Source organism: Deinococcus cellulosilyticus NBRC 106333 = KACC 11606, from assembly GCF_007990775.1.
GTDB lineage: Bacteria > Deinococcota > Deinococci > Deinococcales > Deinococcaceae > Deinococcus_C > Deinococcus_C cellulosilyticus.
The window spans coordinates 1-14,147 of sequence record NZ_BJXB01000016.1 but is presented as its reverse complement, the minus strand read 5'-3'; the positions used below and the strand labels follow the sequence as shown (position 1 = coordinate 14,147).

Sequence of the window (14,147 nt, the reverse complement as noted above, 5' to 3'; positions counted from 1 at the left end):
GCGGCTTTACTCTGTGGCCACCGTCTGGTCCACAGTTTGTGCAGCAGGAATGATCATTCTGAAGTGCTGTGCAGGGTCCACCAGAAGCTCGGCCACGCGGCGTGCAGCACCGTGCTGTTCGCTTTTAATCAGGGCGTCATGGTAATCCCCGAGCAGTTCGCGGATGTCGGCCATGCCCTGGGGGTTGAGGGGAAGCACAACCACGCTGGAGCCTTTGGCGAGACGGCGCTTGAGGGCGGCATCATCGAGGCCCTTGTCGGGAGCGTAGCGGGTGTAGATCACACCACCGGACATGCCAGAGCAGATCCAGGGTCCGGGATCGCCCACCACCACGGCGCGGCCTGCAGTCATGTACTCGAAGGCGAAGCCCTTGGCGTTGGCGCGGGTGGCGATCATGCCGAGGGAGTCGTCCACGGGTCCGCGCAGTTCTCCACCAAGCACCACGTCAGCACCAGAGAGACGCACGCAGAAACGGCTGTCTGCGTTGCCCTGCAGCAGGAAGCGTCCGCCGATGGCACCATAGGCGAAGGATTTGCCCACAGAGCCGTCCACACGCTGACCCTGGTGGTTTCTGCCTTTGAGCACGGTGATCTTGCCGCCGAGGGAGGATTTGCCCACGCCGTCCTGAGCACCACCGTCAACCAGAATTTCCACGGGAGCGTTGTTGAACGCACCCAGTCCGTTTCCTGGGATGGAACCGGCTTCGAAGTGCAGCTTCACCCGCTTGGTGTTGATCTTGGTCTTGCGTTGCAGGGTTCCCACCAGGTGGGTGCCGAGGGCGCGTTCGGTGCTGGCGACAGGACCATCACGGTAGATGATTTCCTCTTCGTCCAGAACGTCTGCGACCCAGTCACTGACCATCTTGGTCATGTAGTTCAGGGGCTTGTGCACCACGCGGCGGCCCAGTTTGGCCCATCCGGCGGGTTGCTCGACGGGGGAGAGCACGTCGCTCATGTCGAGTTCTTCGCCACCCATGTACTGCAGGAATTCGGTGCGTCCGACCAGTTCTTGCAGGCTGGAGAGGCCAAGGCTTGCCACAATCTTCTTCAGTTCTTCGCCGAGGGCCGTGTAGAAGGTGGTCAGGCGTTCGACTTCGCGGGGCAGTTCGCGGGGCACCCAGCGCTTCATGTGGTGGGCGTCGGCCTGCTCCTTGGTTTCGACCTGGGTGGCGATGCCCACATGGCAGGTGTCCAGCTGACAGCCACGGCAGATGGTGCAGCCGATGGCGACCATGGACAGGGTTCCGAAGCCAGTGCGGTTGGCACCGAGGGCCACCAGACGGGCCACGTCCAGTGCGGTTTTCACACCACCATCAGCCCAGAGTTCCACTTTGTCACGCATGCCTGCGGCAACCAGCATCTTGTGGGCCTGACGCACACCGAACTCGACCGGCATCCCGGCGTACTTCAGGGCGTGCATACGAGCTGCACCCGTACCGCCTTCAAAGCCGGAGAGGGTGATGATGTGAGCGCCTGCCTTGGCAACACCCAGAGCGATGGTGCCAACGCCAGGAACCACAGGGATCTTCACGTCGATCTTTGCATTGGGGTTCACGGTCTTCAGCTCTTCGATGAGCTGCGCCAGGTCCTCAATGGAGTACACATCGTGGTTGTTGGAAGGGCTGATCAGGTCGACGCCGGGAACAGCGTGACGTGCAGCAGCCACTTTGGCAGTCACTTTCTTGCCGGGGAGGTGTCCACCTTCACCGGGCTTGGCGCCCTGACCCACCTTGATCTCAATCACGGCGCAGGAGTTCAGCATTCTGGAGGACACACCGAAACGTCCGGAGGCCACCTGCTGTCCACGCCAGTGGTTGTACTTGTTGACCATGTCGGGGATCTCTCCACCTTCACCGTTCATGGCGATGATGTTGAGGCGCTTTGCAGCTTCCACATAGGCACGGAAGGGGGTTTCGTTCTGGGACCCGAAGCTCATCGCGCTGATCACGAAGGGCAGGGACTGACCACCCACGGCGAGGTCCACGGTTTCGGGATCGACGGCCTGGGTGCCTTCGGGAGCGTTGAACTCCAGACGCTGACGGGCAGCGAGGGGCATTTCAAGTTCCAGAGCCTTGATGCGGGCCGAGTAGTCTTCGGGGGCAATTTCGCCGTTGGAGAGCTGGAATGCCGCTTTGAACAGACGGGGGTTGAAGCGCACATCACGCTCAAGGTTGGCCTGTCCGGCCTGGAATTTGGAGAGGCGCTTCTTCATGGTGGCTTCGAGTTCGGTCAGTCCGTAACCCTTGTCTCTGGAGCCCCAGAAGTTGCGCACACCAATCTCGTTGGCAAGGTCGTCTTTCAGACCCAGGCTGGAGAAGATGTGGCCGTAACCGCGAAGCTCGTGGATGCCCATGGTGCTCATGACCTTCTCTGCACCCTTGGTCAGACCGCCAATCAGTTTGTCCTGGGCGGTTTCTTCGGGGTTCAGCACGTACATGAGGGTGGGTTCCACACCTTCGGCACCCAGGCCGACCAGCAGCACAATGTCGTGCAGGTTGCGGACCTGACCGGAGCGCACCACCAGGCCGAGTTTGCGGCGCAGGGAGATGCCTTCCTCGTCACGCAGTTCGGTGAGGGCCTTCTCGACGGCACCCACAGACAGGATGATGTCGAGGGCCGCTTCACCGTTCTGGTACAGGCTGGTGTCGTCCACCACGACCAGTTCAGCGCCACTTCTGGCAGCTTCCTGGGCGGTTGCCTTCAGGCGGGCCAGAGCGTCCTTGATGGACTCGTCGGCTTTCAGGCTGGGGACCACGAAGCTGGTTTTCAGTTCGGCTTCCAGGCTGGCAATGGTCAGGGTGCCGTGCTTCTTCGCCAGGGCTGCAGTGGGAGCCAGCACAGGGGTCAGCAGTTCAACGCTGTGGCCTTCTGCACTGCCGGGCAGAGGACGACGACCGGTGATCAGGCGGGTGGAGAAGTGCTCGATTTCACGCTCGCGGTCGATGGCAGGGTTGGTCACCACGGCCACGGTTTCCTTGTAGAACTCGGCGAGGTTGGGTTTCTCTTCACGCAGGGCGGGCATCTGACCGTCGAAGCCCAGGGAGGAGATGGGCTCCACGCCTTTTTCCACGATGGAATCGACGTAGTTCTCATCCCACTTGTCCCAGCCGAATGCAGCCTTGGCAGCAGCAGGAATCTCGGGCAGGGTCTGGTCTTTTGCTTCCCAGTGGGGACCAGGGATGCGTTCACGGGCACCATTCAACTGGGCGTTCTTGGCGTGCACGCGCTCCAGGGTCAGGCGCTGAACGTTCTCGTTGGCGTAGATCTTGACGGACACGCCGGTTTCCACGATGGCCACGCACTTTTCACCAGGGGAGAAAGGCTGGGGATCGGAGACCATGGTGCCGAGGGGAATCACACCGCGCTCGGAGGACCAGAAGTATTCCTTCTCGGTTTCACCGAACCACAGGGGGCGCAGACCCAGAGCGTCCACGGAGAACACGCACTCGTTGCTGTAACGGGCAATGATGGCGGCAGGACCCTGGGCCAGAGGACCACCGGTCAGGCGCAGACCCATGTAAGTGTCCTGCAGAGGAGCGCTGAAGCCTTTGACCTCGTGGAGGATGGGGGGGAACACAGATTCCAGAGCTTCCAGGAGACTCAGGCCACGGGTGTTGATGTAGCCTGCCATCACGCGGTTCAGGTCCTGGGAATCAGAACCACCAGTGAGGGGGATGTTCAGCAGCACACCTTCACGGCGCAGACGGTCAATGGTGTTGATCTCGCCGTTGTGGGCCAGCATCGAGAAGGGTTGCACCTGCTCGAAGGTGGAGAGGGTGTTGGTGGAGTAGCGGTTGTGCCCGATGGAGATCACGGACACGAACTCGGGCAGGTTCAGCTCGGGGTAGTAGCGCCCGAGGATTTCTGCACTGCCGCGCACCTTATATACAGTGGAGAAGCTGCTGAGGCTCACCACGTGCACAGGCTGGGTTTTCTCGAGTTCCAGACCCAGGGCGAACAGCTTTGATTCACGATCCCAGGCGGCCTCGCCCTGCACCAGACCGGCCACCTGAATGAACACAGGCTCGGTCAGTTTGGCGATGGGGCCAAGAGCAGGGGTGTAGGTGTTGCCCTGACGCTCCAGCAGGATCTGGGCGCCGTACTTGCTGGCTGCAACGCGCAGGGCGTCGAGCAGTTCGCGGGGATTCTGGCCCTGGGGAATGAAGAAATGTCCAACAAAAAACTCGGGGGTGTAGGCCAGGTTCCCGTCGAGTTTGGATTCTACAAGGTAGGTTTCCCAGATTTTTCTGGGGATGTCGGTCTGGATGCCACATCCGTCACCTTCGCCACGCACTTCACCGCTGCGGTGGGCCATCGAGGCCAGTGCCTGGAGGGTGCGGACGATGTTTCCGTGGGTCGCTTCACCGGTTTTGCGGATGCTGGCAATCACACCGCAGGCGTCGTGTTCCATCTCATCAAAGAGGCCGGGGAAGTCCGGTTCCAGTCTTTGACGCTCGGCCTGTCGGTACAGACTTTCAGAGTGATGCATATTCTTACCCGAGTGATTCATCGTTCCTCCTTAGGCGTAGCGGGGGGTCTAATTTGTCTGGAGGCAACTGGGAACCATGTACTGAACAGGGGTTTTGGGTGTTGCTACAGACTCGGTAGACTGCCATCAATGTGATTTATGATTATACACATGTGTCAAACGTACGCAAATCGCTTGCCTAGAAGCAGCTGCGTGTCTAAAGCGCACCATTTGCTTCTCTGGCAAGCGAGGGAACCTCGGGTTAGGTTGACGTTCTTACTCTAATACCTTTTGTGTGTCTGGGCAAGTAAAAAATCGTACGTTCTCCGGGGGTGACAGGTAGGTGAAAAACCCATTTGGGCCAGAAGTGGCGCTATCAGCGCAGTTTTCCGGTGTGATCATCAAATTGCTATTAAGTGTGAAATATATTAAATTAGGGTATAAACTTCGTCGTTAAGGTCTGCATCATCGCGGAGGTACTTCGTGGAAACGTTACGCGTATCCGGTAAATCAAGACCCAATGCTGTTGCTGGGGCGATTGCGGCATTACTCCGCACCAAAGGAGAAGTCGAAGTGCAGGCCATCGGTCCTGCTGCCGTCAACCAGGCCGTCAAAGCCATCGCCATTGCCAGGGGTTACATTCAGCCGGAAAACCTTGATCTCACCACCCAGCCTTCGTTTGTCAAACTGGAATTGGAAGACGAAGAGCGCACTGCAGTTCGCTTTGCCATCACAGTCGTCAAAACCGCCTGATTGCAACAGAATTCTTGCGGACCGCCTCACCTGCCCTGAACTTCAATTGCAGGGTTTGATGGAAAACAGAACCTCCAGCGCCTGTTACAATGGAGCGCTGGAGGTTTTATGTCATCCGTCAATCCTGCGCGAACATTCGCAGTGCGAATCCTGAAGCAGGTGCTCGATGGGGCCTACGCTGCCCCCCTGCTCGATCAGGCCCTGAATGCAAAAATCAGTTCTTCAGATGCAGGCCTGATGACCCATCTGGTGTATGGAACATTGCGTCATGCACAGACCCTGGAAAAGGCCCTGCTGCCCCTCCTCAACAAAAAGCCCCAGCGTGAAACCTGGGTGATCCTGCTGCTCGGTGCATTTGAAAAACTGATTCTGGAGACCCCTCCCCATGCGGTGGTCAATGAGTACACCGAAATTGCAAAAAAACACAGTCCCAGGCTGGGAGGGCTGGTCAATGCTGTCCTGAGGAAAGTCCAGTTGCCAGAAGAAACAACCTACAGCCTTCCAGACTGGCTGCTGGAAGAGTACAAAAAAGCCTATCCAGAACAATGGGAAGCTGTGGTTGAGGACTTGCTGCAACCCAGTCCGCTCTGGCTGTGGCTTTCCGACAAAGGGGTCAGGCAACTCGAAGAGGAAGAAGCCCTGGTGGAACCGGGCATCGGACAGATTGACAAGGTGGTCCTCTCCAGATCCCTCAGGAAGACCAAAGCCTATCAAAAAGGTCAGGCGCAGCCCATCAACCCCGCCTCCTACAGTGTCATTGAAGCCCTGGGCGAAGTGATGAACAGGGAAGTGCTCGATCTTGCAGGTGGGACAGGCATCAAAGCCGCGTTTCTGGCCAAAAAAGGCGCAAGGGTCACCAGTGTGGACCTTGACCCCAGAAAAGCAGAACAGGGCAGGCAAAATGCTGAAAGGCTCGGCCAGAAGGTCACCTTCAAAACTGCAGATTTGAGATCCCCTGAAAACCTGGGAACCTACAGCAAAGTCCTGCTGGATGCTCCATGCACAGGCTCTGGTACGTTGCGCACCCACCCGGAGATCAAACTCCGCATCACCCCCGAATACGCCCAGGAAATGAGTGACCTGCAGAAAACCCTGCTGGAAGAAAGCAGCAAATTTGTGGCCGATGGGGGAGAACTGGTCTACAGCGTGTGCAGTGTGCTTCCTCAGGAATCTGAAGAGGTCATTGTGGAATTTCTGAAGAACCACCCAGAGTTTCAGGCCCAAGCCCCTGATCTGTCTGTTCCCTCCGTCAAAACAGCCGTTGGAACCCGCACAGTTCCAGTCAATGGTGTCGATGGTTTTTTTGTTTCCCGTCTGGTTAAGGTACAGTGAGCTGGCATGTCTGAAGAGCACAACAACCCCCAACTTGTCGAGAACCTCACCATGCTGGGCCGCAAGGTCACAGACGGTGAAGGCAAACTTGAGGTCTTCCCCTCTCCCAAAAGCAAGAACCTCAAAGAAGTCACCTTATATACAGAGGAGATCTACGCCCACTGTCCCGTGACAGGTCAGCCAGATTTCTACAGCTGCAAACTGACTTACTGGCCAGACGAGGCCTGTGTGGAAAGCAAAAGTGTCAAGCTGTACTTCCAGGGGCTCAGAGATGCAGGCATCTTCTGTGAGCACCTGTCGGACAAAATTGCCAGAGACTTCTTTGAGGCCCTGAATCCCCATGCTGTGCGTGTGGAACTCATTCAGCGTCCCAGAGGGGGCATCAGCATCACTGCAGTCAGTGAACTGAAGAGGTAAGCCGCCTGTTTTGGGTCCCGGGTCCATTGTGAGACCCGGGTTTTTTGTTGCTGAGGAAAGCCTGTACAGCCCCTTAGGAATTGCCTAAGAAAAATCACCTCTCCTTCAAGGTGGTTTCAAGCTGCACTGCCATACTGACAGAGTGAAGTCTGCAGGGCGTGCCCTCGGACCCGTGAAAGGAGACGCGGATGAAAACCGACCACATGAGCTCCGTGACTGCTGTATTCAAAGACCTGGGCCAGGCCCAGAAAGCCATTCAACAATTGATCGATCAGGCCATTCCCGCGGGATACATTTCACTGGTGGCTCCAGAGCACCAGAAATTGAGCCTGCAGCAGGAACAGTACTTTGGGATTCCTGTCCAGACCGAAAAGACCTGGCAGAATTTATTCGTCACAGGCAAATTTGCAGATCGACTGGAAAATGTTTCATCCACCAGTTTCCATGAGGCCCTGATTGCTCTGGGTTACAGCAAAGAAGAGGCAGGTTTCTACAGCCACATGCTGCAGGATGCGGTACTCATGCTGGTGGTGGTCACGGACACCAGCATCCAGATCTCTCGCGTGCAGGACATTGCCAGACAAAACGAGGGCATCATCTACCACAGGGAAAAAGACCCTGAGGAGGAAAACCTGCCCCGTCCAAGCCAGATGCTGTAAAGCGATCAGTCATCAGCGGTCAGCCATCAGCAAAAACACCATTGGCTTTTGCGCTTGCAGGAGGTCTGTACATAACCAGCTTTGCTGGGATCATTTGCGATGGACACTCCCCTTTCATTTATGCATCAAAAACTGAGGTCACATTGGAAGGCTGACTGCTGATCGCTGACCGCTGACCGCTCCGGAAAACCCCCATGAAGACGGGATTTCTTGACTTTTGGGCCATGCAGTGCTAAACTCCCTGTTGCGCCGGAGTGGCGGAATTGGTAGACGCACTCGACTCAAAATCGAGCGGGAAACCGTAGGGGTTCGAGTCCCCTCCCCGGCACCACACGCAGAAAATCGGAGGAAACATGCAGATTCTGGTCTACATTCTTTATGTTGTTGCTGCCCTCGGGGTGGTGCTGTTTGTGCTGCTTCAGACCCCCAAGCAGTCCGGTCTGTCCAGTGGCATGGGCGGCGGTTCTGACCTGTTCGGCGGCAAGGGCGTTGAAGGTGGCCTGATCCGCATGACCAGCATCTTTGGCGGCCTGTTCATGGTGCTTGCCCTGGTGCTCAACTTCATCGCCAGATGATCCTGGCCTGAAGGTTCGGTCTGAACCCTTTGAGCCACCCGCAAGGGTGGTTTTTTTGTGCTTTTTCTTCAGCCCCTGCACCTCAGGTTTGTGTCTCTTGAACACCTGGGGAAAAACCGGATGCACAGAGAAAAGTTGAGCTGCCAGAGCATCAAAAATGCAGGATGTTGCACTGCGTCCTTTTCGTGTTAAGATGTGCCCGAAAAGAGTTTGCCTGCTGTGTATACATTTCAGAAAATCCTGTTATGATGATCGGAAGTGCAGTTCAACACCGCAAGCAAAAGTAGGAGGAATCATGGCTGCAACCAGCGACGTCTTGCTGGCTGTTAATAACCTCAAGACGTACTTTTTCACGGACGAAGGAGTCGTCAAGAGCGTGGACGGGGTGACCTTCCACATCAACAAAGGCGAAACCCTCGCTGTGGTGGGAGAATCGGGCTCCGGCAAATCGGTGACCAGTCTCTCCATCATGCGACTCATTCAAAGCCCTCCCGGCAAAATTGTGGAAGGGGAGATCCTCTTCACCGGGAAGGACAAAACCCAGAAAGACATCACCAAGCTGGACGAAGCCACCATGCGCAAGATCCGTGGAAACGACATTTCCATGATCTTCCAGGAACCCATGACCAGCTTGAACCCTGTATATACCGTCGGTGACCAGATCGCCGAAGCGGTGATGCTGCACCAGAACAAGACCCGCAAGGACGCTCTGGAAGTGGCCGTGCAGATGCTTGAGTTCGTGGGCATCCCCGCAGCCCGCAAGCGCGTGCACGAGTACCCCCACCAGATGTCTGGGGGGATGCGCCAGCGTGTGATGATCGCCATGGCCCTCAGCTGCAATCCTGCACTCCTGATTGCCGACGAGCCCACCACTGCTCTGGACGTGACCATTCAGGCCCAGATTCTGGACCTGATGCGCAAACTGCAAAAAGAAATTGGCATGAGCATCCTGTTCATCACCCACAACCTGGGTGTGGTCGCCGAGATGGCCGACCGTGTGGTGGTCATGTATGGAGGCCGTGTGGTGGAAGAAGGGGATGTGGTGGAGATCTTCAAAGCTCCCAAGCACCCTTACACCATGGGCCTGCTGAACTCCATTCCCCGGGTGGACTACCAGTCCGAAGACACGGGCACCAAGCGCAAGCTCGAAGCCATTCCCGGCAACGTTCCCAACCCCCTGAGGCTGCCCCCGGGTTGCTCTTTTGCACCCCGCTGCAAATTCATGGTTGAGGACTGCAACAAGGCTGTGCCTCCCCTCGAAAACACCGGGAACGGGCACATGTCCCGCTGCATCCGCTGGAGAGAACTATGACCCAGAACGCACCCCAGAAGGACATGTCCTTCACCAGCAAAGACCAGCCTTTGCTGGAAGTCAGGAACCTGCAGAAGTACTTTCCCATCCGTGGGGGAATCCTGTCCCGCGTGGTGGCCAACGTCAAGGCCGTAGACGATGTGTCTTTCAGCCTGAAACGGGGCGAAGTGGTGGGTCTGGTGGGCGAATCCGGTTCCGGGAAAACCACCGTGGGCCGCAGCATCCTCCGTCTGATCGAACCCACCGGCGGTGAAGTGAAGTTTGAGGGTGTGGACATCACCAAACTGAGCAAGTCCCAGATGCGTGAGTACCGCAAGAAGATGCAGATCATCTTCCAGGACCCCTTCGCATCCCTGAACCCCCGCATGACCGTTGCCGACATCATCGGTGAGGCCCTGCAGATCCACCACATTGGCACTCCCCAGGAGCGCACCGAGCGCGTGGGCACCCTGCTGAAACGCGTGGGTCTGCTCCCCGAGCACATGCGCCGTTACCCCCACGAGTTCTCCGGGGGCCAGCGTCAGCGCATCGGGATTGCCCGCGCTCTGGCTGTGAACCCCAGCTTCATTGTCGCTGACGAGCCCGTATCTGCACTGGACGTGTCCATTCAGGCACAGGTGGTGAACCTGATTCAGGATCTGCAGCAGGAAATGAACCTGACTGTGCTGTTCATCGCACACGATCTGGCTGTGGTGGAGTACATCTGTGACCGGGTGATCGTGATGTACCTGGGCCGCGTGATGGAGATTGCCACCAGCCGCGAACTGTACCAGAACCCCAAGCACCCTTACACCGAGGCCCTGCTGAGTGCAGCCCCCATCCCAGATCCCACAGTGAAGCGTGAGCGCATCATTCTGGAAGGGGACATCCCCAGCCCCATCAATCCGCCAAGTGGCTGCGTGTTCCGCACCCGCTGTCGCTATGCCATTGCTGAGTGCGCCACCAAGGTCCCTGACCTGCGTGAAGTGACCCCCGGGCACTTTAAAGCTTGCATCCGCGACGACATTCTGTAAAACGGCTTGAACTCTGTGCTGGAGGGGAAAACCCTCCAGTTTTTTGTTTTTGAGAGGATGCTCAAACCCGTAGTGGCATCTTCATGAATCCTGGATCAAGTGCCGTCTGGTGCTCACTTTCTGTGCTTGATGGTGCAGAGATGAGATCATGGCAACAGTTCACACAGTTCTTCAGGTGAAATACAGTTACACTTCTGTTGTGATTCAGCAGCACCTCGGAACGATCAACGGTATCCCGGTTACTGGCAGAGTGCAGATGCTCGGGAGTGAAGGCAGCATGCAAATCGTTGCAGGCGAGATCGCTCTCCCAGAAGGGGAAAAACTCGAAGCCCTGAAGCAAGCCTACTACTGGGTCTATACTGGACCCTGCACCGACATGAACGAGCACATCCGCCACATCCGGGTCAGAACCCGCGTTTCCTTTGTGCCCACCCGCAACAACTCTCTGGTCTTTCACAGTCTGGAAGAAGCCGAGCCTGTGGCTCTGGTCCTCAACTGAACCCCTGCCTTTCGACATCCCGGACCTGTTCCGGGGTGTTTTGTGTTTTTCGGATCGGTTTCGGGCCTTAAGAATCTTCATGTTGGCCCATCTCCAGTCTTCGGCGTAGCATGGGTTGCGCTTTTCGCCTACACTGTCTGAAATGCACGTGTAACCCCGAGGAAAAAATGATCCCAGAGCAAAGGACCCTAGACCACATTCCTGTCACCCAGGTGCTGCATGCCCTGCCTGAACCCGCCTGGATGGTCACACCGGACGGCCGGGAATACGTGTACAACCGCAAATTGAGTGAAACCTTTCCCGTGGTGGAACGCTCCCGTGAGGAACAGCAGAGTGTGCTTCATCCCGAAGATCGAATGGTGCTCACTGAAGCGTTTGAACAGGGTCTGCAGACCGACCGGGAATTCAGTCTCACTTTTCGGGTGATGCAGGAGAGCCACGCCTACCAGTGGTACAGGGTTCAGGTCAGTCCTGTGATGGACCAGTCACGGGTGGTGGCCTGGCTTGGTGTGATCCGAGCCCTTGATGATGGGCATGAAGTGCTGCAGGCCCTGATTGAGCATGTGCCTGTTGGGATGGCCCTGATGGATCTCAATTATCAGATGAAACTGGTCAATCCCAGACTGATTGAGGGAACCCGCTATTCACGTTCCGAGTACGAAAATGCTCACCTGCAAAAACTTTTCCCTGACACCTACCAGCATGTGAAACCGCTGATCGATCAGGTGATTGCCACAGAGGAAGCTTTGCCTCCTGTTGAATTTGAAGGCAGGCATGCACCGGAAGGCCAAAAACCCCCTCACTGGCAGGTCACCTACTTCCCGGTCAAGTCGCGTGATGGTCGCCTGATCGGGGTGGGGAGCACCACCCAGGATGTCACTTCCCGCAAGATGGCGGAACAGGAACTGAAAGAGAACCAGGAGTTCTTGCGCCGCATCACCGAGGCGGTTCCTGCAGTGATTGGCCTGCGTGACCTGAAGACTGGAAAAACAGTCTTTTCAAACAACTATGCTGCACAGGTGATCGGGTATACCCTGCAAGAACTTGAGGGCATGGGGGAAGCCGAAGTGGTCAAACTGTTCCCACCCGAGGACCTTCCTGCCACCTACCAGCATTACCAGTCGGTGCCTTTGCTGGCCGAGGGCGAAGTCATTGAGCGGGAGTACCGCATGAAGCACAGGGATGGCACCTGGCGCTGGATTTACGGCAAGACCACCATCTTCTCCAGAGATGCCCAGGGCCAGGCCCTGACCGCCCTCAGCGCAAGCCTGGACATCACGGACCGCAAGGCCATCGAAGAGGCCCTCAGGCACAGTGAACAGCAACTGCTGCGTGTGATGGAAGCCCAGAAGCGCTTTGTCTCGGAGGCCTCACACGAGATCAAGACCCCATTGGCGGGCATTCAGGGCAACCTGGAAGTGCTTCTGCGGTTCAAGGACATCCCTGAAGAAGAAAAGCTGGAAATTCTGCAGGACTGCCACCGTGAGGCCACCCGTCTGGGTCGTCTGGTGACGGACCTGCTGGGCATGGCCAAAGGCAACGCTGATCTGCCCATGATTGAAGACGATGTGCGTCTGGACCAGCTCGTGCAGGACACCTTCCGGGAGCTGGAGCGCACCCGAGGCCGTCGCCAGATGCTTCTGGGACAGTTGGACAGTTGTCTGGTGCTGGGCGACCCGGACCGCCTGAAGCAATTGCTGGTCATTCTGGTCAGCAACGCCATCAAGTACACCCCTGATGGTGGCACGGTCACGGTACACCTGCTGTCCGGTGAAAAGCACATCGAGTTGCGTGTGGAAGACACCGGAATTGGCATCGGTGAAGAAGACCTCAAGCATGTCTTTGACCGTTTCTACCGGGCAGACAACACTGCCCAGGGGATGACTGACCCTGGAGGCACCGGGCTGGGGCTCAACATTGCCCGCTGGATTGTGGAGGAGCACCAGGGCCAGATCCGCCTGGAAAGCCAGCCTGGAGTGGGGACAACGGCGATTGTCACCTTCCCTCTCCTGAAGTGAAGCTTAAACTGGAAGGAGCACTTCAGGGGAGGAAAGCATGACCACAAGTGACCGCATCCGGGAATACCTTCAGTTCGTTCAGAGCCTGATCGGGCGCATGCGCCGCACCTACAACACACTCACCACGGTCAGTTCCATTGCCGGGTTTCTGGCAACGGCCATTGCCACATATGCAGCCATCAAGCAGGGGGCCATCGTGGGAGAGGGGAAAACCGGATGGACCCTCACCTGTGGTGCAGTCAGCCTGCTCACCCTGCTTTCCACCCTGTGCACCACCATGATCCAGCAATCCCGACTGACCGAGCGTCTGACCACTGCAGAGGCATGTGCAGGTCAGTTGCGTGCGGTCAGCAAGGGACTCAGGAGCAACCGGCACACCGAGGATGAAGCGCGCGAAGAGCTGGAAGACATTCAGGAACAGCATGCTCTGCTTCTGCGCAATGCACCTGTCAGCTGAAGCTGTTTCTCACCTAAAAAGCATGATCCTCACCCACAGGGTTCTAAGCTAAAAGTATGAAAAAACACATTTTGATGCTGCTGCTGCTGCTTTTCTCCTCTGCGCAGGCTGCTGAGCTGCGGATTTACCCTGGTTTTGCAGAAATCATTGAAGCTGCTCAGGTCAAAGACAACCAGGTGACACTGGAATTTACCCCTTCAGACCTTTGCCAGATTGTTCCAAGGTCCCTCGATCTCCTGGGGGCAGAGGTCACCCGGTATCAGGTGTCCCAGAAAACCCAGAATGGATACGACAGCCTGATCGGACTGACCGTCGGGGTTCGAAGTGGCAGCGAGCTGAGAGAAGGGACGCTGGTGAAATACGAAGGGAATCAGGTTCTCATTCAGGATGGAAAAACAGGTTGGTACTTCAGGGCCCCCACAGCTGCCCTGGAATACCAGAAGCTGCCGCCAGACGTGGGCATCTCAAATACCACGCAGTACCAATTTAGCGTTCAGAACAGTCAGGCTCCGCAGCTTCGCTACCTTTCTCGTGCCATCAGCTGGCAACCCAGATACACCCTGGATGTGGCCGATGGTCAGGGGACCATTCGCGGCTGGGCAGAAATCACCAGCAGCCTCAGCGAACCCCTCAAAGTGAATGGGG

General features: G+C 57.0%; 12 protein-coding genes and 1 tRNA gene. 12 read left to right on the top strand and 1 reads right to left on the bottom strand.

The genetic code is table 11. From position 1 onward, the window contains the following. Nucleotides 1–6: 6 nt before the first annotated feature. The gene (locus DC3_RS17095; protein WP_146886427.1) at nt 7–4,488 is read right to left on the bottom strand and encodes a glutamate synthase-related protein; all 4,482 of its coding nucleotides are present in this window, start codon (nt 4,486–4,488) and stop codon (nt 7–9) included. A 462-nt stretch (nt 4,489–4,950) separates the two neighbouring features. Here DC3_RS17095 and DC3_RS17090 point away from each other — a divergent pair, with 462 nt between their 5' ends. The 12 genes from DC3_RS17090 to DC3_RS17035 all read left to right on the top strand — a co-directional run. Further along, nucleotides 4,951–5,220 carry a stage V sporulation protein S gene (locus tag DC3_RS17090; RefSeq protein ID WP_146886425.1) on the top strand — a complete coding sequence of 90 codons (270 nt, stop codon included), beginning with the start codon at nt 4,951–4,953 and terminating at the stop codon, nt 5,218–5,220. Between the two features lie 108 nt (nt 5,221–5,328). Further along, the gene (locus DC3_RS17085) at nt 5,329–6,552 is read left to right on the top strand and encodes a transcription antitermination factor NusB (RefSeq protein ID WP_146886423.1); all 1,224 of its coding nucleotides are present in this window, start codon (nt 5,329–5,331) and stop codon (nt 6,550–6,552) included. 6 nt (nt 6,553–6,558) lie between these two features. Next, nucleotides 6,559–6,969, top strand: coding sequence for a preQ(1) synthase (queF, locus tag DC3_RS17080; protein WP_146886421.1), 411 nt, complete (start codon nt 6,559–6,561; stop codon nt 6,967–6,969). A gap of 188 nt (nt 6,970–7,157) precedes the next feature. Then, nucleotides 7,158–7,628, top strand: a complete 471-nt coding sequence (locus tag DC3_RS17075; protein ID WP_146886419.1) for a hypothetical protein — start codon at nt 7,158–7,160, stop codon at nt 7,626–7,628. A gap of 248 nt (nt 7,629–7,876) precedes the next feature. Continuing rightward, nucleotides 7,877–7,959 (top strand) — tRNA-Leu (locus tag DC3_RS17070). Nucleotides 7,960–7,981: 22 nt separating this feature from the next. Continuing rightward, nucleotides 7,982–8,203, top strand: a complete 222-nt coding sequence (gene secG, locus DC3_RS17065) for a preprotein translocase subunit SecG (protein ID WP_146886417.1) — start codon at nt 7,982–7,984, stop codon at nt 8,201–8,203. A gap of 295 nt (nt 8,204–8,498) precedes the next feature. Then, the gene (locus DC3_RS17060; protein WP_146886415.1) at nt 8,499–9,515 is read left to right on the top strand and encodes an ABC transporter ATP-binding protein; all 1,017 of its coding nucleotides are present in this window, start codon (nt 8,499–8,501) and stop codon (nt 9,513–9,515) included. Continuing rightward, nucleotides 9,512–10,528, top strand: a complete 1,017-nt coding sequence (locus DC3_RS17055) for an ABC transporter ATP-binding protein (protein ID WP_146886413.1) — start codon at nt 9,512–9,514, stop codon at nt 10,526–10,528. Before DC3_RS17060 ends, DC3_RS17055 begins: the two co-directional genes overlap by 4 nt. Nucleotides 10,529–10,727: 199 nt before the next feature. After that, entirely contained in the window at nt 10,728–11,027 is a 300-nt protein-coding gene (locus tag DC3_RS17050) for a hypothetical protein (RefSeq protein ID WP_146886411.1), read from the top strand. A 167-nt stretch (nt 11,028–11,194) separates the two neighbouring features. After that, entirely contained in the window at nt 11,195–13,045 is a 1,851-nt protein-coding gene (locus DC3_RS17045; protein ID WP_186816094.1) for a PAS domain S-box protein, read from the top strand. A 37-nt stretch (nt 13,046–13,082) separates the two neighbouring features. Then, nucleotides 13,083–13,502 (top strand): hypothetical protein, encoded by a 420-nt coding sequence (locus tag DC3_RS17040; protein ID WP_146886407.1) that lies wholly within the window; start codon nt 13,083–13,085, stop codon nt 13,500–13,502. 56 nt (nt 13,503–13,558) lie between these two features. Then, nucleotides 13,559–14,147: hypothetical protein (locus DC3_RS17035; protein ID WP_146886405.1), on the top strand; the 589-nt coding region annotated here is incomplete at its 3' end.